This is a genomic window from Streptomyces sp. NPDC060027, from assembly GCF_042737005.1.
Lineage (GTDB): Bacteria > Actinomycetota > Actinomycetes > Streptomycetales > Streptomycetaceae > Streptomyces.
Genome location: NZ_JBHWVI010000066.1, coordinates 1 through 20,008 on the forward strand (window position 1 = coordinate 1; position 20,008 = coordinate 20,008).

Consider the following 20,008-nt stretch of genomic DNA (forward strand, 5'->3'; position numbering starts at 1 on the left):
GGTCCGGATTCCTCCGGACCGGCCGGCCCCGCTCGTTTCCGGGGGCGCGGGCGTTCGGAGGGGCGGACGTGCGGGATGGGCGGACGAACGGATGGCCGGCGCAAGTCCCGCACCTCCGTTCCCGGGCGGTGATCGCGATCCGGTCCATGGGCTGACCCCGCACCGTACCCCCGGGTAAGGTGCGGACCCATGGGTGGCGAGAGCGCAATACGTACGGCCCCGCGCAGCGGTGGCGCAGGCAAGGGCCCGGTGGGCAGCAAGGCCGGACAGCGGCTGTCCGGACTGGCCGTCGCGCTGGGCCTGGTGCTGTTCCTCGGCGGATTCGCCTGGGGAGCGGTGGTCTATCTGCCGTACACCGTCCCCACGAGTTCGATGTCGCCGACGATCAACGTGGGCGACCGCGTGCTGGCCCAGCGCGTCGACGGGAGCGACATCCGCCGGGGTGACGTCGTCGTCTTCAAGGACAAGACCTGGGTCACCGGCACGTCGGTGGTCAAGCGCGTGGTCGCCGTCGGCGGAGACACGGTCTCCTGCTGCACCAAGGGCAAGCTGACCGTCAACGGCAAGCAGATCGACGAACCGTATCTGGCCGAGGGAAGCCTCGCCGAGATCACGGACTTCCCGGCCGTGAAGGTCCCGAAGGGGCGGCTGTTCCTGCTCGGTGACGAGCGGCAGGGCTCCCTGGACTCCACCGCTCATCTCACGGACGCGGCCGGCGGCACCGTGGCGGTCGGCGCGGTGACGGCCCGGGTCGACGCCGTCGCCTGGCCGATGAACGGCATGCTCGAGCGCCCCACCGGCTTCGAGGCGCTCGGCGCCCTGTCCCAGCCGGGACCGCTCCGCACGAACGTCGCCCTGGTGATCGCCGGCGCCGTGCTCGTGCTGGGCGGCGCGGCCTACGGGCCCGTCGCCAAGAGGGTGGGCCGTTCTCGTACGGGCACGGAGTCCGCCGGTGCCCGCTGAGGCTGCGGACGGGGGCGAGGACCCGTATCCGGGCGGGCTGCGCAAGGTCGCCCGGGTCGTCCTGCTCGACCCGCGGGACCGCGTCCTGCTGCTGCACGGTCACGAGCCGGACGATCCCTCGGACGACTGGTGGTTCACGCCGGGCGGTGGTCTGGAGGGCGACGAGACCCGGGAGCAGGCCGCTCTGCGGGAACTCGTGGAGGAGACCGGTATCACAGAGGTCGAACTGGGCCCGGTGCTGTGGCGGCGGATCTGCTCGTTCCCGTTCGCGGGGCGGCGCTGGGACCAGGACGAGTGGTACTTCCTCGCCCGTACCACCCAGACGGCCACGGCCGCCACGGGGCTGACGGACCTGGAGCGGCGCAGCGTCGCCGGAGCGCGCTGGTGGACGTGCCGGGAACTGACCGAGGCACATGAGACGGTGTATCCGACCAAGCTCGCCGAGCTGCTGCGCAGGGTGCTCGACGAGGGCCCCCCGGCCACGCCCGAGGTCCTCGACACGGAAATCGTCTAGGGGCTCTCGGGGCTGGCGCACAATAGGGGGACGCACGGCTGAAGGGGAACATGCCATGAGCGCCGAGGACCTCGAGAAGTACGAGACCGAGATGGAGCTGAAGCTCTATCGGGAGTACCGCGATGTCGTCGGTCTGTTCAAATATGTGATCGAGACCGAACGGCGCTTCTACCTCACCAACGACTACGAGATGCAGGTGCACTCAGTCCAGGGTGAGGTGTTTTTCGAGGTGTCCATGGCGGACGCCTGGGTGTGGGACATGTACCGGCCCGCTCGCTTCGTGAAACAGGTACGCGTCCTGACATTCAAGGACGTGAACATCGAGGAACTGAACAAGAGCGATCTGGAACTGCCGGGCGGCTGAAGTCCGGACGGCCGGACCGCGGGCTGAGGGGTTCGGGGAGGGGCGGGGACCCCCGGCCGGCGGCTTCCCCCGGCGGCCGATGCCGAGCGGTGATCGCGTGAATGGCTCGGGCGGGTGACGGAGATTTCCACAATCACCCGCTCGTCCACCAAGATCCAATAGCTGGGTGACATGGCCTCAGTGTCGGTGCCGGAGGTGGTGCCGACATGAAGACATCCGAGGCACGCAAAGCACTGGGCGCGTACGGCGAGGAGTTGGCCGCCCGACGCCTGACCGAGACCGGCATGACCGTCCTGGCACGCAACTGGCGCTGCGGCAGGACCGGCGAGATCGACATCGTGGCCCGGGACGGCGACGCGCTGGTCGTCTGCGAGGTCAAGACCCGCACGGCGGGCGCGTTCCAGCATCCGATGGCGGCCGTCTCCCCGGCGAAGGCCCAGCGACTGCGCGGCCTGGCCGAACGCTGGCTCCAGGAACACGGCGGAGCCCCACCGGGCGGTGTCCGCATCGACCTGATCGGCGTCGTCCTCCCCGAGCGCGGCGCGCCCCTGGTCGAGCACGCGCGGGGGGTGGCCTGATGGGGTTCGCGCGTACGTGTTCGGTCGCTCTGGTGGGCGTGGAGGGCGTCGTCGTCGAGGTCCAGGCGGACCTGGAGCCGGGCATCGCGGCCTTCACGCTGGTGGGGCTCCCCGACAAGAGCCTGACGGAGAGCCGCGACCGGGTCCGGGCCGCGGTGGTCAATTCCGGCGCGTCCTGGCCGCAGAAGAAGCTGACGGTGGGGCTGAGTCCGGCCTCCGTGCCCAAGGGCGGTTCGGGTTTCGATCTCGCCGTGGCCTGCGCGGTGCTGGGCGCCTCCGAGCGGATCGATCCCCGTGTGCTCGCCGACATCGTGATGATCGGGGAGCTGGGGCTCGACGGCAGGGTGCGGCCGGTCCGGGGCATCCTGCCGGCCGTGCTCGCCGCGGCGGACGCCGGATACGAGCAGGTGGTGGTGCCGGAGTGCGCGGCGGCCGAGGCCTCACTGGTGCCGGGCGTCTCGGTGCTCGGGGTCCGCAGCCTGCGTCAGCTGATCGCGGTGCTCGCGGACGAACCGGTGCCCGAGGAGGATCCGGACGAGCAGGGCCGCCCGGACCCCCTGCTGGCCGGCCTGCGCGTGCCCGGTACGGGCGAGGCCACCGGCCTGTGCGGCATCGCCGTGCCGGAGCACGACCGGGACCACGACCTCGGGGACGTGGTGGGCCAGCTGTCGGCACGCACCGCGATGGAGGTCGCGGCGGCGGGAGGCCATCACGTCTTCCTCCAAGGACCGCCCGGCGCGGGCAAGACGATGCTGGCCGAGCGGATGCCGTCGCTCATGCCACGGCTGTCCCGGCAGGAATCCCTGGAGGTGACGGCGATCCACTCCGTCGCCGGCCTGCTGCCACCGGGCAAACCGATGGTGGACGTCGCGCCCTACTGCGCACCCCACCATTCCGCGACCATGCAGTCGCTCGTCGGCGGCGGCAAGGGACTGGCACGGCCCGGCGCGGTGTCCCTGTCGCATCGCGGGGTGCTCTTCCTCGACGAGGCACCGGAATTCAGCGGCTTCGCGCTGGACGCCCTGCGGCAGCCGCTGGAAGCCGGGCACGTGGTGATCGCGCGCAGCGCCGGTGTCGTACGGTTCCCCGCGAAGTTCCTGATGGTGCTGGCCGCCAACCCCTGCCCCTGTGGCCGCTTCAGCACGACGAACGACTACTGCGAGTGCCCGCCCTCCGCCATCCGCCGCTACCAGGCGAGGCTCTCCGGACCGCTGCTCGACCGGGTCGATCTGCGCGTCGAGGTCGAGCCGGTCACCCGCGCCGAACTCACCGCACGCGGCGCGCGCGGCGAGTCGACCAGGACGGTCGCGGACCGGGTGCGAGCCGCCCGCGAGCGAGCCGCCGCGCGCCTGACGGGAACCCCCTGGCTCACCAACAGCGAGGTGCCGGGACACGAGCTGCGGGGCCGCTGGCAGGCACGGCCGGGAGCGATGGACGAGGCCGAGCGGGGCCTGGAGCGCGGGCTGCTGACGGCCCGCGGGCTGGACCGGGTGCTCCGCGTCGCGTGGACGGTCGCGGACCTGTCGGGACACGACCGGCCCGACGCCGGGGACGTCGCCCTGGCCCTCCAGCTGCGCACCGGAATCCCGCGCGGGGTACCGATGGCGATCGGCTCGCCGGCATGACGGACGACGAGCGCAGGGCCCGCGTCACGCTCTCCCGGGTCGTCGAACCGGGAGACGAGGTCTGCGGGCGCTGGCTCCGGGAGGTCGGGGCCCGGGAGGCGGTCCGGTGGCTGTACGGGCACGAGGGGCAGCCTCGGGGAATGACCGACAAGCGGTGGGCGGGGCTGAGGGCCCGGGCGGGGCGCGCCGACCCGGAGCGGGACCTCGCCCTCGCCCGGGACGCCGGGGTGCGGTTCATCTGTCCCGGTGAATCCGAATGGCCCGCGCAGCTCGACGACCTGGGGGACGCCCGGCCCGTCGGCCTGTGGGTGCGGGGGCGGGCCGCCCTGCGGATATGGGCCCTGCGGTCCGTCGCGGTCGTCGGCGCCCGGGCCTGCACCGAGTACGGCGCGCACATGGCGGCCACCCTCGGCGCCGGACTCGCGGAGCGGGGCTGGGTGGTGGTGTCCGGCGGTGCGTACGGCATCGACGGTGCCGCGCACCGGGGCGCCCTCGGGGCGGGCGGCGCCACCGTCGCCGTGCTCGCCTGCGGGGTCGACCGGCCCTACCCGCGCGGGCACACCCAGCTGATCACCAGAATCGCGGAACAGGGACTCGTGGTGGGGGAGTTGCCACCCGGCGAGCATCCGACGCCGAGCAGATTCATCCTCAGGAACCGGGTCATCGCGGCGCTCACCCGGGGCACCGTGGTCGTCGAGGCGGCGTACCGCAGCGGAGCCCTGGTCACGGCCCGCTCGGCGCAGCGTCTGGGGCGGTTCACGATGGGCGTGCCGGGACCCGCCACCAGCGGACTCTCCGCGGGGGTGCACGAACTGCTGCGCGGGGAGGCCGTCCTGGTCTCCGACGCGGCGGAAGTCGCCGAACTGGTCGGTGACATGGGCGAGCTGGCACCGGACCGGCGAGGACCCGTGCTGCCGCGCGACCTGCTGCACCCGGGTGCGGGACGTGTCCTGGCCGCCCTGCCGGCGCGGGGTTCCGCGGAGGCCCCGGAGATCGCCCGGAGAGCGGTGACCACCACGGACGACGCGGTCGGGAGGCTGTACGAACTCCGAGCACTTGGTTTCGTCGAACGACACGGCGACGGCTGGAAGTTGACACGCCAGGCGGTGACCTCCGTCCGCGATGATCGGGAGCGATGCTGACCGAGCGTGTTCGGCCGTCCGGGGGAACGCCGACACCCTTGGGAATAACTGCAGTTGGCGGCCCTCGGTGGTCACGCAGGGCAACCGTCATGCCTCCGCGGGACGCGCCGGGGAAAGTCTTCGCGTGCGGGTGACAGCCCGCTCTTCGCGCACTGCGACAGTCCAGTCACGCTACGCTCACAAGGATCCGAAGCAGGCACGCGATCTCGGCATGACGCCGACAGGACACCCAGTCACTCCACAGTTCACGGCAGAACGGCACAAGGCGACGCATGCCCCAGCACACCTCCGGGTCCGACCGGACGGCGATCCCGCCAGCCGCCCGCGACGGCGGCAGCGTGCGTCCGCCCGCGCCCACCTCGCTCGACGAGCTGTGGCGGTCGTACAAGTCGACCGGTGACGAGCGGCTGCGGGAGCAGCTGATCCTGCACTACTCACCGTTGGTGAAGTACGTCGCGGGCCGGGTCAGTGTGGGTCTGCCGGCCAACGTCGAACAGGCGGACTTCGTCTCGTCGGGGGTCTTCGGGCTGATCGACGCGATCGAGAAGTTCGACATCGAGCGGGAGATCAAGTTCGAGACGTACGCGATCACCCGCATCCGTGGCGCGATGATCGACGAACTGCGGGCACTGGACTGGATCCCCCGGTCGGTGCGGCAGAAGGCGCGCAATGTGGAGCGTGCCTACGCGACGCTGGAGGCCCGGCTGCGGCGCACCCCCTCGGAGGGTGAGGTGGCCGCGGAGATGGGCATCGGTGTGGAGGAACTCCACGCGGTGTTCAGCCAGTTGTCGCTGGCCAACGTGGTGGCGCTGGAGGAGCTGCTGCACGTGGGCGGCGAGGGCGGCGACCGGCTGAGTCTGATGGACACGCTGGAGGACACGGCCGCCGACAATCCGGTCGAGGTGGCGGAGGACCGGGAGCTGCGCAGGCTTCTGGCGCGGGCGATCAACACGCTGCCCGACCGGGAGAAGACCGTGGTCACGCTCTACTACTACGAAGGGCTCACCCTCGCGGAGATCGGCAATGTGCTCGGGGTGACCGAGAGCCGGGTGAGTCAGATCCACACCAAGTCGGTGCTCCAGCTGCGCGCCAAGCTGGCCAGTTTCGGGCGCTGACCCGGGTGGTGCCGTGGCGCCGGGCCGCCCTGGTGTCGCGGCCCGGCGACCGGCGCGGCGCGGTCGGCTGGGTCGAGTGGCTCCCGTCCGCGGCGGCGCGTCCGTACAGTGGTTGACGTGCCAAGGATTCGAGCGGCCTCCGTGGCCGAGCACCGGTCGATGCAGCGAGCCGCCCTGCTGGACGCTGCCCGGTCCCTGTTGTCCGAGGGCGGGACGGAAGCGCTGACCTTCCCGGCGCTCGCGGAGCGCACGGGACTCGCGCGTTCCTCCGTGTACGAGTACTTCCGGTCCAGGGCGGCCGTCGTCGAGGAGCTGTGCGAGGTCGACTTTCCCGTCTGGGCGGCCGAGGTGTCGTCGGCGATGGCGGCGGCGGACGGCCCCGAGGGGAAGGTCGAGGCGTACGTACGCCGGCAGCTCGCCCTGGTCGGGGACCGGCGGCACCGGGCCGTGGTCGCCATCTCCGCGAGCGAACTCGACGCGGGGGCCCGGGAGAAGATCCGGGCGGCGCACGGCGGGCTGGTCACGATGATCGGCGAGGCGCTCGGCGCGATGGGGCACGCCGAGCCGCGGCTGGCCGCGATGCTCCTGCAGGGCGTGGTGGACGCCGCGGTGCGGCGCATCGAACTGGGGGCCGCCGAGGACCCCTCGGCGATCACGGAGGCGGCCGTCACGATGGCCCTGCGAGGCGTCCGGGGCTGAGTCCCGCCGGTGGTGTGCGGGGCTGAGCCCCGCCGGGCCGGAGCGGCCCTCCCGGGCCGTGGGTCAGGGCCGCGCGTCGCTCTCGCCGAGCGGGAGCAGGCGGGACGGGCCCGTGCTCAGGAGCCACGGCGGGAGCAGGGACAGCGGGTTCAGGTAGGTCCTGTCTCTGAGCAGCCCCCAGTGCAGACAGGCGGTCGGCCCGCAGTGGGCGTCCGTCGTCTCCAAGGCGCCCAGTACCTCGCCCGCGAGGACCTCGTCGCCCTTGCGCACCGAGGCCCGCACCGGACCGTACGTCGTCCGCAGCGGGGGCGCTCCCGTGTCCGACAGCTCCACCGAGACCACCCCGCGGCCCGCGACCCGGCCGGCGAAGGAGACCCGGCCGGGTGCGGCGGCGCGCACCGGAGCGCCGGGGACGGCCGCGAGGTCGACACCGCGATGACCCCGGGAGTAGGCCGTCGCCGGGGGTTCCCAGCCCCGGACGACGGACGGGCGGACACCCACGGGCCAGGCGCGGGCGACCGCCGGGACGGAGGGGTCGGCTGCCGGCGGGACGGCCGAGTCGGTCGCCGCTCGAACAGTCGAGTCGCCTCCCGGCGGAAGGGTCCCGTCCGCTGCGGACGGGACGGTGGAGCCGGTGCCCGGCACGGCGGCCGGGGGCGGGGGTGCGGGGCCGCTCCCATGGGCCAGGGCCGAGTGGGCCAGGGCCGAGTGGGCCAGGGTCGAGGGAGGCTGGGCGCCCAGGACGGTCAGGGTCAGGCCCAGGAGCAGGCCCGGCCAGGTACGCGCACATCGGTTCACTCGCATGCGAGAACCGTCCCGCATCGAGCGGATCATGAACGGGATCTGTGGAGTACCGGCCGGTTGTGGACAGCGGCGTCACCCGGCCCCTCTCGGGTCCCGTACACTTCTGATGGCGATTCGGGTCACCGAGTCGACTTCGCACGCCCCGGCACCTGGTCGTCACCGACCGGTGTCAGCGCCTCTCGGTCCTTTGTGGCAAGGCGCATCGCGGGCGTCAGGCGCGTGTGCCGTCCGGCACACGCGGTACAACCGAGAAAACCGAGGAGAACGGCCATGGCCGTCGTCACGATGCGGGAGCTGCTGGAAAGCGGCGTCCACTTCGGTCACCAGACCCGTCGTTGGAACCCGAAGATGAAGCGCTTCATCTTCACGGAGCGCAACGGCATCTACATCATCGACCTGCTCCAGTCGCTGTCGTACATCGACCGCGCCTACGAGTTCGTCAAGGAGACCGTCGCCCACGGCGGCACGGTCATGTTCGTCGGCACGAAGAAGCAGGCGCAGGAGGCCATCGCGGAGCAGGCCACCCGCGTCGGCATGCCCTACGTCAACCAGCGCTGGCTGGGCGGCATGCTCACCAACTTCTCGACCGTCTACAAGCGTCTGCAGCGCCTCAAGGAGCTCGAGCAGATCGACTTCGAGGACGTCGCCGCCTCCGGTCTCACCAAGAAGGAGCTTCTCGTGCTCTCGCGCGAGAAGGCCAAGCTGGAGAAGACCCTCGGTGGTATCCGCGAGATGCAGAAGGTGCCCAGCGCCGTCTGGATCGTGGACACCAAGAAGGAGCACATCGCGGTCGGCGAGGCCCGGAAGCTCAACATCCCGGTCGTCGCCATCCTCGACACCAACTGTGACCCCGACGAGGTCGACTACAAGATCCCGGGCAACGACGACGCGATCCGCTCCGTCACCCTGCTCACCCGCGTGATCGCCGACGCCGTCGCCGAGGGCCTCATCTCGCGCTCCGGCGCCGGTAAGGCCGCGGGTGACAAGGCCGCGGGCGAGCCGCTCGCCGCGTGGGAGCGCGACCTGCTCGAGGGCGAGAAGAAGGCCGACGACGCCGAGGTCCAGACCTCCGCCGAGACGGAGAAGGTCGCCGACGCCGAGCAGGCCGAGGTTCCGGCCGCCGAGGCCGAGGCCGAGGCTCCCGCCGCGGACGCCGAGGTTGCTGCCGAGGCCCCCGCCGCCGAGGCCCCCGCCGCCGAGGCGCCGGCCACGGACGCCGAGCAGGCCTGACCCCTCACCCCTTCGGGTTTGTGAACGGCGGGGGCCCACAAAGCCCCCGCCGTTCGTCCCGTAGATCTTCAGACTTCGAGAGAGATTCCAGGAATCATGGCGAACTACACCGCCGCCGACGTCAAGAAGCTCCGTGAGCTCACCGGCGCCGGCATGATGGACTGCAAGAAGGCGCTGGACGAGGCCGACGGCAACGTCGACAAGGCCGTCGAGGCGCTGCGGATCAAGGGCCAGAAGGGCGTCGCCAAGCGCGAGGGCCGCTCCGCCGAGAACGGCGCCGTGGTCTCCATCATCGCTGACGACAACACCTCCGGTGTCCTGGTCGAGCTGAAGTGCGAGACGGACTTCGTCGCCAAGGGCGAGAAGTTCCAGGCCGTCGCCAACCAGATCGCCCAGCACGTCGCCGCCACCTCCCCGGCCGACCTCGAGGCGCTCCTCGCGTCCGAGATCGAGACCGGCAAGACGGTTCAGGCGTTCGTCGACGAGGCCAACGCCAACCTGGGCGAGAAGATCGTCCTGGACCGCTTCGCCCAGTTCTCCGGCGCCTACGTGTCCGCGTACATGCACCGCACCATGCCCGACCTGCCCCCGCAGATCGGTGTCCTGGTCGAGCTGGACAAGGCCGACGCCGACCTCGCCAAGGGCATCGCGCAGCACATCGCCGCCTTCGCGCCGAAGTACCTCTCCCGTGAGGACGTCCCGGCCGAGGTCGTCGAGACCGAGCGTCGCGTCGCCGAGGAGACCACCCGCGCCGAGGGCAAGCCCGAGGCCGCCCTCCCCAAGATCGTCGAGGGTCGGGTCAACGGCTTCTTCAAGGAGGCCACCCTCCTCGGTCAGCCGTACGCGCTCGACAACAAGAAGTCCGTCCAGAAGGTTCTGGACGAGGCCGGTGTCACCCTGAAGCGCTTCTCGCGCATCAAGGTCGGCATCTGAGTCCGTACAGCGATCGACGCGCGACCCCGATAGGGTCGACAGCAGTCGTCCGCGTACGCCGGCACCCACGCGCGGGTGCCGGACGACAGCAGATCTGACGAGGAGGCCATTGCCGAGCATGGGATGCGAACAACACCCCACCGGCAATGGCCTTCTTCGTATGTGCACCATGAGGAGATCTCCATGACCACCACCCAGGCCGGCAAGGGCGATAAGACCGACGACGGCAAAGGCGCGGGACGCTTTCTGCTGAAGCTTTCCGGCGAGGCGTTCGCCGGTGGCGGCGGACTGGGCGTCGATCCCGACGTGGTGCACAAGATCGCCCGCGAGATCGCGGCCGTCGTGCGCGGCGGTGCCCAGATCGCCGTCGTCATCGGCGGCGGCAACTTCTTCCGCGGGGCCGAACTCCAGCAGCGCGGCATGGACCGGGCGCGCTCCGACTACATGGGCATGCTCGGCACGGTCATGAACTGCCTCGCTCTCCAGGACTTCCTGGAGAAGGAGGGCATCGACAGCCGCGTCCAGACCGCCATCACCATGGGCCAGGTCGCGGAGCCGTACATCCCGCTGCGCGGCGTGCGGCACCTGGAGAAGGGCCGTGTGGTCATCTTCGGCGCCGGCATGGGCATGCCGTACTTCTCCACCGACACCACGGCCGCCCAGCGCGCCCTGGAGATCGACGCCGAGGCGCTCCTCATGGGCAAGAACGGCGTGGACGGTGTCTACGACTCCGACCCGAAGACCAACCCCGAGGCCGTCAAGTTCGACTCGCTCAGCTACGGCGAGGTCATCACCCGGGACCTCAAGGTCGCCGACATGACCGCCATCACGCTGTGCCGGGACAACAAGCTGCCGATCCTGGTCTTCGAGCTCCTGGCGGAGGGCAATATCGCGCGGGCGGTCAAGGGTGAGAAGATCGGCACACTCGTGGGCGACCAGAGCGGCCGCGCCTGACGGGGAACGCTCCGGACCGGGCACAAGTCCCGGTCCAGGACGGACCCTGACCGGGGGATGGACAATGTCCTGCCGGTCCGGAACCGTGCAGTAATAAGACGCGACGCAGCCGGCCGCCGACCCCGACGAGGAAACAGCTGCCGGGCCTACTCAAGACACGCAGGAGCAAGTGGTGATCGAAGAGACCCTCCTCGAGGCCGAGGAGAAGATGGAGAAGGCCGTCGTGGTCGCCAAGGAGGACTTCGCCGCGATCCGCACCGGCCGTGCGCACCCGGCGATGTTCAACAAGATCGTGGCCGACTACTACGGCGCGCTGACGCCGATCAACCAGCTGGCCTCGTTCTCGGTGCCGGAGCCGCGCATGGCCGTGGTGACCCCGTTCGACAAGAGCGCGCTGCGCAACATCGAGCAGGCGATCCGTGACTCCGACCTGGGCGTCAACCCCAGCAACGACGGCAACATCATCCGGGTGACGTTCCCCGAGCTGACGGAAGAGCGTCGCAAGGAGTACATCAAGGTCGCGCGGACCAAGGGCGAGGACGCCAAGGTCTCGATCCGCGCCGTGCGCCGCAAGGCGAAGGACGCTCTCGACAAGCTCGTCAAGGACAAGGAGTCCGGCGAGGACGAGGTCCGTCGCGCGGAGAAGGAGCTCGACGACACCACGGCGAAGTACGTCGCCCAGGTGGACGAGCTCCTGAAGCACAAGGAAGCGGAGCTGCTCGAGGTCTGATGAACGACTCTTCCTGGGGGGCGCCGCCACAAGCCGGGTACTGGGGGCCGTCCGAGCAGGGACCTGTCCAGGGGGCAACCCCGGCGGGTCCCACGTACGATGCGCATGACGCGCAGCACACTCGGCCCATGCCCACCGTGCCCGACGTACCCGCACATGGCGGAGACCAGGATGACGACAGGGGGGCCGCTCGGCTGAGCGGCCCTTCGGTCCGCGACGAGACACCGACGACGGCGCCCTACGGGGATCCGTCACACAACCCGCAGATTTCGCAGGAGCCCATGCCCAGCGCCGCCCCCCAGCCCGCCCCCGCACCTCAGAAGAAGAGTGCGGGACGCGACCTGGGCGCGGCCATAGGAGTGGGCGTCGGGCTCGGTGCGGTGATCGTCGCCTCGTTGTTCGTCGTCAAGGCCGTCTTCGTCGGCGTGATAGCGGTCGCCGTGGTGGTGGGGCTCTGGGAGCTCACCTCACGGCTGGAGGAGCGCAAGGGCATCAAGGCGCCCCTCGTGCCGCTGGCACTCGGCGGGGCCGCCATGGTCGTCGCCGGATACGTGCGCGGTGCCGAGGGCGCGTGGGTCGCCATGGCGCTCACCGCACTGGCCGTCCTGGTCTGGCGGATGACGGAACCGCCCGAGGGCTACCTCAAGGACGTCACGGCGGGGGTCTTCGCGGCCTTCTACGTGCCGTTCCTGGCGACCTTCGTGGCCATGATGCTCACGGCCGACGACGGCCCGCGCCGCGTGCTGACCTTCCTGCTGCTGACGGTGGTCAGCGACACGGGTGCGTACGCCATCGGCTGGCGCTTCGGCAAGCACAAGCTGGCGCCGCGGATCAGCCCCGGAAAGACCCGTGAGGGTCTGTTCGGAGCGGTCAGCTTCGCGATGGCGGCGGGTGCGCTGTGCATGCAGTACCTGATCGACGACGGCACCTGGTGGCAGGGTCTGATCCTCGGCCTCGCGGTCGCGGCCAGCGCCACGCTGGGTGACCTCGGCGAGTCCATGATCAAGCGGGACCTCGGCATCAAGGACATGGGCACCCTGCTGCCGGGCCACGGCGGCATCATGGACCGTCTGGACTCCTTGCTCCCGACGGCTCCGGTGGTCTGGCTGCTGCTCGTGCTCTTCGTCGGATCCGGCTGATCGGCGCTCTCCCGCACCCAGCCACTCCGCACCCAGCCACTTCGCACTCAGCTACTCCGTGCACGGCCACTCCGCACTCAGCTACTCCGTGCACCGCTACTCCGTGCACCGCTACGACACCACCCCTTCGGGTCATCTGATCACCGCACCGTGATCCATGTGACCGGGAGGGGTGGTGTCGTATTCGTGTGGCCGGCCGTCCTGCCATTCCACCCAGCGCGGATCGTCCAGGAGGTCCCCCGCGTCCGGGAGGCCCGCCCGGCGCAGGAACTCGACCAGATCGGCGTCGCTGTGGGCGATGCCGGCGTTCCGGGCGCGGATCGTCACCCGGCGGCCGCCGGTTCCCGCCGCGCGCTGGACGACGATGGGTGCGCCGCACCCATCCTCGGGCTGTGCGTTTTCGTGGTTCACAGGACACCCAGATCCGTGTCGGGGCGGCAGTACGGGCAGGCCGTGACGCCGTCTTCGGTGAGCGCCCTGAGGGCCTGCTCGCGTGCCAGTGGTTTCGTGTTCTTTCCCGCCATGCCGCAGTCGCCCGTGTGGACGGCGTCGGGGGTGGCCCTGCCGTCGCCCGCACGCCGCATCGCGAGCTTCCATCCGCGGGGCGGTGGGGGCAAGGCGCGGGCGGCGCGGGTGGCCATGACTTCCTGCCGCTCCAGTTCGGCGATGGTGGCGTCGGTGCGGCGCAGTTGCCAGAGCAGCCATGCGCGGACGCTGCGCAAGTGCTCCAGGCGAGACACTGATTCGTACACGTATTCGATTCTAGGGCTTGGCGTGACGTCGTGGCAGCACTCTGCCCGTGTCGCTGTCGTCGCCGGGGTTGGCGCTGGTGGCCCTCCCGGTCGCGGCGAGGAGACGCAGGTCACATTCAGGCGTGTCACATCGTGGGGGAGCGTTCCGTCGAAGAGGTGTAACCACGAACGACGACACAGGAGCGCATCATGGAAGCTCGGTTGAACCTCTTCGCCAGCCCGGTCGCGGCCAAGTTCACCAGGCACATCGTCGCCGCGGGCAAGGCGCTCGAGGACTCGGGTCTGCCGGCCGCGACGCAGGAACTGGTGAAGCTGCGCGCCAGCCAGATCAACGGCTGCGGGTTCTGCACCGACATGCACACCAAGGACGCCACCGCCGCGGGTGAGACCTCGGTGCGTCTCAACCTGGTCGCGGCCTGGCGGGAGGCCACGGTGTTCACCGACGCCGAGCGCGCCGCCCTGGAGCTGACGGAGCAGGGCACCCGCATCGCCGACGCGGCCGGCGGGGTCACGGACGAGTGCTGGGCGAACGCCGCCAAGTACTACGACGAGGAGCAGCTCGCCGCGCTGGTGTGCTGCATCGCCGTCATCAACGCGTTCAACCGCGGGAACGTCATCGTCCAGCAGCCCGCGGGCGGCTACCAGCCCGGCCAGTTCGCGTAACCCGCGACCGCTCGGGCCGTCCGGGTCTGCTCGGGACCGCCGGGGGACCCGTCCGGGCCGTCGACGGTGGCCGCGGCCGCACGCGCTCCGGGCGCCCCTCTCGCGGGGGCTCGGAGCGGCGGCCCGCGCCACCTGCCCCCGCGTCGGCGGCTGTACCGCTCGCCGGGCTGCCCGCCGTCTGGAGATCGTCGGTCGCTGGCACCGGAGACGCGGGCCACCGCCCGGGCGGCCGATGGCCGCGTCTTCAGCACGGTGCGGGCGAGGACGCCGACGGCGAGGTGGACCGGGGCGCAGGCGGTCATGTGGAGCATGCCGAGCAGTCCTCCGCGCGGCAACGGGCCGGCTCGCGGCGGAGTCGATGAACCGCGGGAACGGCGAGAAGTACAGCAGAAGCGCCTTCCTGTTCAGGCCGGTGATCCCGGCGCCCCCGAGTGCGATTGATCCCGGCGCCCCTGAGTGCGATCCGCCGGCGCGAGGAGTCCCCTGGGTCGCCCCGGGGTCGCTCCGGGGCGACCCAGGGGCGACTGCTGATGACAGCGGGCACCCGTGGGTAACCGCCCGCACCCCGGTCCGGCCTGGGCCACCCGAGTCGATCTGCGACACTGGAAGAGTTATGCCTGCACCCGGAGAACTCACCTTTGTCGCGCCGCGCGGAGCCAAGAAGCCGCCGCGGCACCTTGCCGATCTCACGCCTGCCGAGCGCAAAGAGGCGGTTGCCGCGATCGGTGAGAAGCCGTTTCGCGCCAAGCAGCTCTCGCAGCACTACTTCGCCCGGTTCGCGCACGACCCCGCAGAGTGGACGGACATCCCGGCCGCCTCGCGCGGCAAGCTCCAGGAGGCGCTGCTTCCCGAGCTGATGACGGTCGTACGGCATCTGTCGACCGACCAGGACACCACGCGCAAGACCCTGTGGCGGCTCTTCGACGGCACGCTCGTCGAGTCCGTGCTGATGCGGTACCCGGACCGGGTGACCATGTGCATCAGCTCGCAGGCGGGCTGCGGAATGAACTGCCCGTTCTGCGCCACCGGGCAGGCCGGCCTCGACCGGAACCTGTCGACCGGCGAGATCGTGCACCAGATCGTCGACGGTATGCGGGCGCTGCGCGACGGCGAGATCCCCGGGGGTCCCGCGCGGCTGAGCAACATCGTCTTCATGGGCATGGGTGAGCCGCTCGCCAACTACAAGCGCGTGGTCGGAGCGATCCGGGCCCTCACCGACCCCGAGCCGGACGGGCTCGGGCTCTCGCAGCGCGGTATCACCGTGTCGACGGTCGGGCTGGTCCCCGCCATCAACCGGTTCTCCGACGAGGGCTTCAAGTGCCGGCTCGCGATCTCCCTGCACGCCCCGGACGACGAGCTGCGCGACACCCTCGTCCCCGTGAACACACGGTGGAAGGTGCGCGAGGTGCTGGACGCCGGTTGGGAGTACGCGGACAGGTCCGGGCGGCGCCTGTCCATCGAGTACGCGATGATCCGGGACATCAACGATCAGGCGTGGCGTGGTGACCGGCTCGGGCGGATGCTCAAGGGCAGGCCCGTGCATGTCAACCTCATCCCGCTGAACCCGACCCCGGGTTCGAAGTGGACCGCCTCGCGGCCCGAGGACGAGAAGGCGTTTGTCGAGGCGATCGCCGCCCATGGCGTGACGGTGACCGTCCGGGACACCCGTGGCCAGGAGATCGACGGAGCGTGTGGTCAGCTCGCCGCGACCGAGCGGTAGTCTGAGCCGAGTCAGTATCTCTTCGTATTCCGACATCTTCATATTCCGACAGGGGAGCGCCACAGCGCTGAGAGTGCGGGACAGCCCGCAGACCCTCTGAACCTTGCCCAGGTCATTCTGGGTAGGAAGTTCGGTCGTTACTCAAGCTGTTGCGCCCTGCCCGGGACCGTCAGAGGTCCCGGGCAGGGCCGCGTCTCTTCCTGGTCACCCAGGAGGAATCAGTGAGCATCACCAACAGGCGGTTCGCGGCCCTGGCCGTCGGGCTCGGCCTTGTCACGCTGCCGGCACTGTCCGCGTGCGACTCGTCCGACGCCGGCGGCTCGGGCGATCCGAAGACGATCACGCTCGTCAGCCACGACTCGTTCGTCGTGTCGAAGAGCGTGCTCAAGGACTTCGAGAAGCAGTCCGGGTACAAGGTCCGGGTCCTCAAGGACGGCGACGCCGGGCAGGCCGTCAACAAGGCCATCCTGACCAAGGACAACCCGCAGGGCGACGTCTTCTTCGGCGTCGACAACACCCTGCTCTCCCGCGCGCTCGACAACGGGCTGTTCCAGCCGTACGTGGCCAAGGGCGCGGATCTGGTCCTGCCCGAGTACCGGACCGACCAGGACAAGCACCGGGTCACGCCCATCGACTCGGGCGACATCTGCGTCAACTACGACAAGGCCTACTTCAGCGAGCATAAGCTGAAGCCGCCGCAGTCCTTCGACGACCTGGTCAAGCCCGCGTACAAGGACCTCCTCGTCACCGAGAACGCCTCCACGTCCTCGCCCGGCCTCGGCTTCCTGCTCGGCTCCGCCGCGCACTACGGCGATGGGGGCTGGGAGGGCTACTGGAAGAAGCTCAAGGCCAACGGCGTGAAGGTCGTGGACGGCTGGGAGCAGGCCTACAACGAGGAGTTCTCGGGGTCCGCCGGCGGCAAGAAGGCCAAGGGCGACCGGCCGCTCGTCGTCTCGTACGCCTCCTCGCCGCCCGCCGAGGTCATCTACGCCGACCCGAAGCCCAGCACCGCTCCGACCGGTGTCGCGACCGGCACCTGCTTCCGGCAGGTCGAGTACGCGGGTCTGCTCAGCGGCGCCGCGAACGCCAAGGGCGGCAAGGCGCTCCTCGACTTCATGCTCACCAAGGAGTTCCAGGACGACATGCCGCTCAACATGTTCGTCTACCCGGTGCGCGAGGCCGCGCAGGTGCCGCCGGAGTTCACGCGGTACGGGCCGCCGGCCAAGGACCCCGAGACCCTGGCCCCCGAGAAGATCGCCGCCGAACGCGACCACTGGGTCAAGTCGTGGACCTCGCTCGTACTGAAGTAGCCGAGGGAGCAGGCCGAGCCGACGGGACCGGCGGAGCTCCGCCGAAGGCCCGTGGGCGGAACGCGGCGCGGCTCGGCCTGATGGCCCTGCCCGTCGCGTTCTTCGCCGTCTTCTTCGCCTACCCCGTCGTCGCGATCGTCTCGCGCGGGCTCCACGCGGACGGCGGCTGGCAACTGGGCCGGATCTGGGAGGTGCCGGCCCAGTCCGACATCCGGCACGTGCTGTGGTTCACCACCTGGCAGGCGCTCGCCTCGACGGTGCTCACGCTGCTGGTCGCGCTCCCCGGCGCGTATGTCTTCGCGCGCTTCGACTTCCGGGGCAAGCAGATTCTCCGGGCCGTGGTGACCGTGCCCTTCGTGCTGCCCACCGTGGTCGTCGGCACGGCGTTCCTCGCGCTGGTCGGCCGCGGCGGGCTGCTCGACGAGCTGTGGGGTGTGCGCCTCGACACCACGGTGTGGGCGATCCTGCTCGCGCACGTCTTCTTCAACTACGCGGTCGTCGTACGGACCGTCGGCGGACTCTGGTCGCAGCTCGACCCGCGCCAGGAGGAGGCCGCGCGCGTGCTCGGCGCCTCGCGCTTCGCGGCGTGGCGCAGGGTGACGCTGCCGGCGCTCGGGCCGGCCGTGGCCGCAGCGGCCCTCATGGTCTTCCTCTTCACCTTCACCTCGTTCGGTGTGGTGCAGATCCTCGGCGGCCCCACGTTCTCGACCCTGGAGGTCGAGATCTACCGGCAGACCTCCGAGATCTTCGACCTCGCGACGGCGGCGGTGCTGACGATCGTCCAGTTCGTGGCGGTGGGCGTGATCCTCGCCGTACACGCGGCGACCGTACGCCGACGGGAGACCGCCCTGCGTCTGGTGGCCCCGGAGACGACCGCGCGCCGGCCGCGCGGGGCCGGGCAGTGGGCGCTGCTCGCGGGAGTGCTGGCCAGCATCGGCGTCCTCCTCGTGCTGCCGCTCGCGGTTCTCGTCCAGCGCTCCCTCGACGCCCCGGGACTCGGTTACTACCGGGCGCTGGCCGACGACGACGGAGGCGTCTTCCTCGTCGCCCCGATCGAGGCGATCGGCAACTCGCTGGAGTACGCGCTCGCCGCCACCGCCATCGCCGTGGTGATCGGCGGTCTGGCGGCGGCGGCCCTCACCCGGCGCGCCGGCCGCCTCCTGCGGGGCTTCGACGCGCTGCTCATGCTGCCGCTCGGCGTTTCCGCGGTGACCGTGGGTTTCGGGTTCCTGATCGCGCTGGACGAGCCGCCCCTGGATCTGCGCGGCAGCTGGATCCTGGTTCCGCTGGCGCAGGCGCTGGTGGGTGTCCCCTTCGTCGTACGGACGATGCTGCCCGTGCTGCGCGCGGTGGACGGGCGGCTGCGGGAGGCCGCGGCCGTGCTCGGGGCGTCGCCGTGGCGGGTGTGGCGCGAGGTCGATCTGCCGATGGTGCGGCGGGCGCTGCTGATCGCGGCCGGATTCGCCTTCGCCGTCTCCCTCGGGGAGTTCGGGGCGACGGTCTTCATCGCACGGCCCGACAACCCGACGCTGCCGGTCGCCGTGGCCCGGCTGCTCGGGCGGGCGGGCGATCTCAACTACGGCCAGGCGATGGCCCTCTCGACGATTCTGATGGTGGTGTGCGCGGTGGCGCTGCTGCTGTTGGAGCGGATGCGGACAGACCGGACCGGGGAGTTCTAGATGCTGCTGAGTCTGCAGGGCGCGACCGTACGCTTCGGCGGCCGGGCCGTGCTCGACGCCGTCGACCTCGATGTCGCCGAGCACGAGATCGTGTGCGTGCTCGGGCCGAGCGGCAGCGGCAAGTCCACGCTGCTGCGGACGGTGGCCGGACTGCAGGCCCTGGACGCGGGTCGCGTGCTGCTGGACGGACAGGACCAGGCGGGCGTCCCCGCGCACAAGCGGGGCGTCGGTCTGATGTTCCAGGACCATCAGCTCTTCCCACAGCGGGACGTGGGCGGCAACGTGGCCTTCGGGCTGCGGATGCACGGCACGTCGAGGAGCGGACAGGCGGCCCGGGTGGGGGAGTTGCTGGACCTGGTCGGACTGCCCGGAGCCCGCGGCCGCGCCGTCGCCTCCCTCTCCGGGGGCGAGCAGCAGCGCGTCGCGCTGGCCCGTGCCCTGGCGCCCCGCCCCCGTCTGCTGATGCTCGACGAACCGCTCGGCCAGCTGGACCGCTCGCTGCGCGAACGGCTGGTCGTCGAACTCCGTGACCTCTTCGGCGAGTTGGGGACCACGGTGCTCGCGGTCACCCACGACCAGGGCGAGGCCTTCGCACTCGCCGACCGGGTCGTGGTGATGCGCGACGGGCGGATCGCCCAGTCCGGTACGCCACTTGAGGTCTGGCAGCGTCCCGCGGACGCGTTCGTGGCCCGCTTCCTCGGCTTCGACAACGTGGTCGAGGCGACGGTGAGCGCGGCGGCCGCCGACACCCCGTGGGGCAAGGTCCCGGTGCCCGAGGGCGCCCCCCAGGGACCCGGCACGCTCCTCGTGCGGCCCGCCGGTGTACGGCTCGTGGCCCCGGCGGACGGGCTGCGCTGCACGGTCGCCGCACGCACTTTCCGGGGCACCCACGTCGCCGTACAGCTTCAGCCGCGGGACGCGCCCCGGCTGGAGGCGGCGTGCGCGCTGCGGGACGCACCGGAGCCCGGTGACGTGGTCGGGGTGGAGTTCGACGCCGCCGAGATCGTCGTGCTCGGGGAGTAGTACGCCGAGACCGTCGGGCCCGGACAGCCGTGTGGCCCGCCCCGGTTGAGGAGGGGGGCCACACGGTCGTA

At 71.0% G+C, this 20,008-nt stretch carries 21 protein-coding genes and 1 riboswitch; of the genes, 18 read left to right on the plus strand and 3 right to left on the minus strand.

Going from position 1 to position 20,008, the window contains the following annotated elements; all coding sequences use genetic code 11:
• Positions 1-189 precede the first annotated feature (189 nt).
• From lepB to ACFWBT_RS18530, 8 genes are all read left to right on the plus strand, one after another.
• Positions 190-963 (plus strand): signal peptidase I, encoded by a 774-nt coding sequence (lepB, locus tag ACFWBT_RS18495; RefSeq protein ID WP_385701429.1) that lies wholly within the window; start codon positions 190-192, stop codon positions 961-963.
• Entirely contained in the window at positions 953-1,477 is a 525-nt protein-coding gene (locus tag ACFWBT_RS18500) for an NUDIX hydrolase (protein WP_385701432.1), read from the plus strand. Before lepB ends, ACFWBT_RS18500 begins: the two co-directional genes overlap by 11 nt.
• A gap of 55 nt (positions 1,478-1,532) precedes the next feature.
• Positions 1,533-1,841, plus strand: coding sequence for a DUF2469 domain-containing protein (locus ACFWBT_RS18505; RefSeq protein ID WP_003965949.1), 309 nt, complete (start codon positions 1,533-1,535; stop codon positions 1,839-1,841).
• Positions 1,842-2,047: 206 nt separating this feature from the next.
• A complete protein-coding gene (locus tag ACFWBT_RS18510) occupies positions 2,048-2,419 on the plus strand; it encodes a YraN family protein (protein WP_385701434.1) in 372 nt (123 codons plus the stop codon).
• The gene (locus tag ACFWBT_RS18515) at positions 2,419-4,044 is read left to right on the plus strand and encodes a YifB family Mg chelatase-like AAA ATPase (protein ID WP_385701437.1); all 1,626 of its coding nucleotides are present in this window, start codon (positions 2,419-2,421) and stop codon (positions 4,042-4,044) included. The genes ACFWBT_RS18510 and ACFWBT_RS18515 overlap by 1 nt, the downstream gene beginning before the upstream one ends.
• Positions 4,041-5,186 (plus strand): DNA-processing protein DprA, encoded by a 1,146-nt coding sequence (gene dprA, locus ACFWBT_RS18520; RefSeq protein ID WP_385701439.1) that lies wholly within the window; start codon positions 4,041-4,043, stop codon positions 5,184-5,186. Before ACFWBT_RS18515 ends, dprA begins: the two co-directional genes overlap by 4 nt.
• A 272-nt stretch (positions 5,187-5,458) precedes the next feature.
• A complete protein-coding gene (whiG, locus tag ACFWBT_RS18525) occupies positions 5,459-6,301 on the plus strand; it encodes an RNA polymerase sigma factor WhiG (protein WP_385701442.1) in 843 nt (280 codons plus the stop codon).
• 141 nt (positions 6,302-6,442) lie between these two features.
• On the plus strand, positions 6,443-7,000 hold the full coding sequence (locus tag ACFWBT_RS18530; protein WP_385701499.1) for a TetR/AcrR family transcriptional regulator: 558 nt from the start codon (positions 6,443-6,445) through the stop codon (positions 6,998-7,000).
• 63 nt (positions 7,001-7,063) lie between these two features.
• Here ACFWBT_RS18530 and ACFWBT_RS18535 read toward each other — a convergent pair whose 3' ends face one another.
• Complete coding sequence (locus ACFWBT_RS18535; RefSeq protein WP_385701444.1) at positions 7,064-7,804, minus strand: murein hydrolase activator EnvC family protein; 741 nt, start codon at positions 7,802-7,804, stop codon at positions 7,064-7,066.
• 270 nt (positions 7,805-8,074) lie between these two features.
• Here ACFWBT_RS18535 and rpsB point away from each other — a divergent pair, with 270 nt between their 5' ends.
• The 5 genes from rpsB (at position 8,075) to ACFWBT_RS18560 (ending at position 12,790) form a co-directional block, all read left to right on the plus strand.
• Complete coding sequence (gene rpsB, locus ACFWBT_RS18540; RefSeq protein WP_385701447.1) at positions 8,075-9,034, plus strand: 30S ribosomal protein S2; 960 nt, start codon at positions 8,075-8,077, stop codon at positions 9,032-9,034.
• A 96-nt stretch (positions 9,035-9,130) separates the two neighbouring features.
• The gene (tsf, locus tag ACFWBT_RS18545) at positions 9,131-9,967 is read left to right on the plus strand and encodes a translation elongation factor Ts (protein ID WP_385701450.1); all 837 of its coding nucleotides are present in this window, start codon (positions 9,131-9,133) and stop codon (positions 9,965-9,967) included.
• A gap of 183 nt (positions 9,968-10,150) precedes the next feature.
• Positions 10,151-10,921: a UMP kinase gene (gene pyrH / locus ACFWBT_RS18550; RefSeq protein WP_266763197.1), complete on the plus strand. Its 771-nt coding sequence runs from the start codon at positions 10,151-10,153 to the stop codon at positions 10,919-10,921.
• A 172-nt stretch (positions 10,922-11,093) separates the two neighbouring features.
• Complete coding sequence (gene frr / locus ACFWBT_RS18555; RefSeq protein ID WP_266763198.1) at positions 11,094-11,651, plus strand: ribosome recycling factor; 558 nt, start codon at positions 11,094-11,096, stop codon at positions 11,649-11,651.
• Positions 11,651-12,790 (plus strand): phosphatidate cytidylyltransferase, encoded by a 1,140-nt coding sequence (locus ACFWBT_RS18560; RefSeq protein WP_385701452.1) that lies wholly within the window; start codon positions 11,651-11,653, stop codon positions 12,788-12,790. The genes frr and ACFWBT_RS18560 overlap by 1 nt, the downstream gene beginning before the upstream one ends.
• A gap of 132 nt (positions 12,791-12,922) precedes the next feature.
• On the opposite strand, the gene ACFWBT_RS18565 is transcribed toward ACFWBT_RS18560, so the two are convergent.
• Together ACFWBT_RS18565 and ACFWBT_RS18570 are read right to left on the minus strand one after the other, a co-directional pair.
• A complete protein-coding gene (locus ACFWBT_RS18565; RefSeq protein WP_385701454.1) occupies positions 12,923-13,201 on the minus strand; it encodes a hypothetical protein in 279 nt (92 codons plus the stop codon).
• The gene (locus ACFWBT_RS18570) at positions 13,198-13,542 is read right to left on the minus strand and encodes a DUF6233 domain-containing protein (RefSeq protein ID WP_385701456.1); all 345 of its coding nucleotides are present in this window, start codon (positions 13,540-13,542) and stop codon (positions 13,198-13,200) included. Before ACFWBT_RS18570 ends, ACFWBT_RS18565 begins: the two co-directional genes overlap by 4 nt.
• A 189-nt stretch (positions 13,543-13,731) precedes the next feature.
• Between ACFWBT_RS18570 and ACFWBT_RS18575 the strand changes: the two genes are divergently transcribed.
• From ACFWBT_RS18575 to ACFWBT_RS18595, 5 genes are all read left to right on the plus strand, one after another.
• The gene (locus tag ACFWBT_RS18575; RefSeq protein ID WP_385701458.1) at positions 13,732-14,205 is read left to right on the plus strand and encodes a carboxymuconolactone decarboxylase family protein; all 474 of its coding nucleotides are present in this window, start codon (positions 13,732-13,734) and stop codon (positions 14,203-14,205) included.
• Positions 14,206-14,818: 613 nt separating this feature from the next.
• Complete coding sequence (gene rlmN, locus ACFWBT_RS18580; RefSeq protein ID WP_385701460.1) at positions 14,819-15,925, plus strand: 23S rRNA (adenine(2503)-C(2))-methyltransferase RlmN; 1,107 nt, start codon at positions 14,819-14,821, stop codon at positions 15,923-15,925.
• A gap of 40 nt (positions 15,926-15,965) precedes the next feature.
• Positions 15,966-16,071: riboswitch (TPP riboswitch) on the plus strand.
• A gap of 75 nt (positions 16,072-16,146) precedes the next feature.
• Positions 16,147-17,235 carry a thiamine ABC transporter substrate binding subunit gene (locus ACFWBT_RS18585; RefSeq protein WP_385701462.1) on the plus strand — a complete coding sequence of 363 codons (1,089 nt, stop codon included), beginning with the start codon at positions 16,147-16,149 and terminating at the stop codon, positions 17,233-17,235.
• Positions 17,211-18,914, plus strand: coding sequence for an ABC transporter permease (locus ACFWBT_RS18590; RefSeq protein WP_385701464.1), 1,704 nt, complete (start codon positions 17,211-17,213; stop codon positions 18,912-18,914). The genes ACFWBT_RS18585 and ACFWBT_RS18590 overlap by 25 nt, the downstream gene beginning before the upstream one ends.
• Positions 18,915-19,937 carry an ABC transporter ATP-binding protein gene (locus ACFWBT_RS18595; RefSeq protein WP_385701466.1) on the plus strand — a complete coding sequence of 341 codons (1,023 nt, stop codon included), beginning with the start codon at positions 18,915-18,917 and terminating at the stop codon, positions 19,935-19,937. It begins immediately after the preceding gene.
• Positions 19,938-20,008: the final 71 nt, after the last annotated feature.

Bases quoted from the DNA above. Each gene is read 5' to 3' on its own strand.
- lepB (WP_385701429.1), top strand. From the start codon at position 190: ATGGGTGGCGAGAGCGCAATACGTACGGCCCCGCGCAGCGGTGGCGCA.
- ACFWBT_RS18505 (WP_003965949.1), top strand. From the start codon at position 1,533: ATGAGCGCCGAGGACCTCGAGAAGTACGAGACCGAGATGGAGCTGAAG.
- ACFWBT_RS18510 (WP_385701434.1), top strand. From the start codon at position 2,048: ATGAAGACATCCGAGGCACGCAAAGCACTGGGCGCGTACGGCGAGGAG.
- ACFWBT_RS18515 (WP_385701437.1), top strand. From the start codon at position 2,419: ATGGGGTTCGCGCGTACGTGTTCGGTCGCTCTGGTGGGCGTGGAGGGC.
- dprA (WP_385701439.1), top strand. From the start codon at position 4,041: ATGACGGACGACGAGCGCAGGGCCCGCGTCACGCTCTCCCGGGTCGTC.
- whiG (WP_385701442.1), top strand. From the start codon at position 5,459: ATGCCCCAGCACACCTCCGGGTCCGACCGGACGGCGATCCCGCCAGCC.
- ACFWBT_RS18535 (WP_385701444.1), bottom strand. From the start codon at position 7,804: ATGCGAGTGAACCGATGTGCGCGTACCTGGCCGGGCCTGCTCCTGGGC.
- rpsB (WP_385701447.1), top strand. From the start codon at position 8,075: ATGGCCGTCGTCACGATGCGGGAGCTGCTGGAAAGCGGCGTCCACTTC.
- tsf (WP_385701450.1), top strand. From the start codon at position 9,131: ATGGCGAACTACACCGCCGCCGACGTCAAGAAGCTCCGTGAGCTCACC.
- pyrH (WP_266763197.1), top strand. From the start codon at position 10,151: ATGACCACCACCCAGGCCGGCAAGGGCGATAAGACCGACGACGGCAAA.
- ACFWBT_RS18560 (WP_385701452.1), top strand. From the start codon at position 11,651: ATGAACGACTCTTCCTGGGGGGCGCCGCCACAAGCCGGGTACTGGGGG.
- ACFWBT_RS18575 (WP_385701458.1), top strand. From the start codon at position 13,732: ATGGAAGCTCGGTTGAACCTCTTCGCCAGCCCGGTCGCGGCCAAGTTC.
- rlmN (WP_385701460.1), top strand. From the start codon at position 14,819: ATGCCTGCACCCGGAGAACTCACCTTTGTCGCGCCGCGCGGAGCCAAG.
- ACFWBT_RS18595 (WP_385701466.1), top strand. From the start codon at position 18,915: ATGCTGCTGAGTCTGCAGGGCGCGACCGTACGCTTCGGCGGCCGGGCC.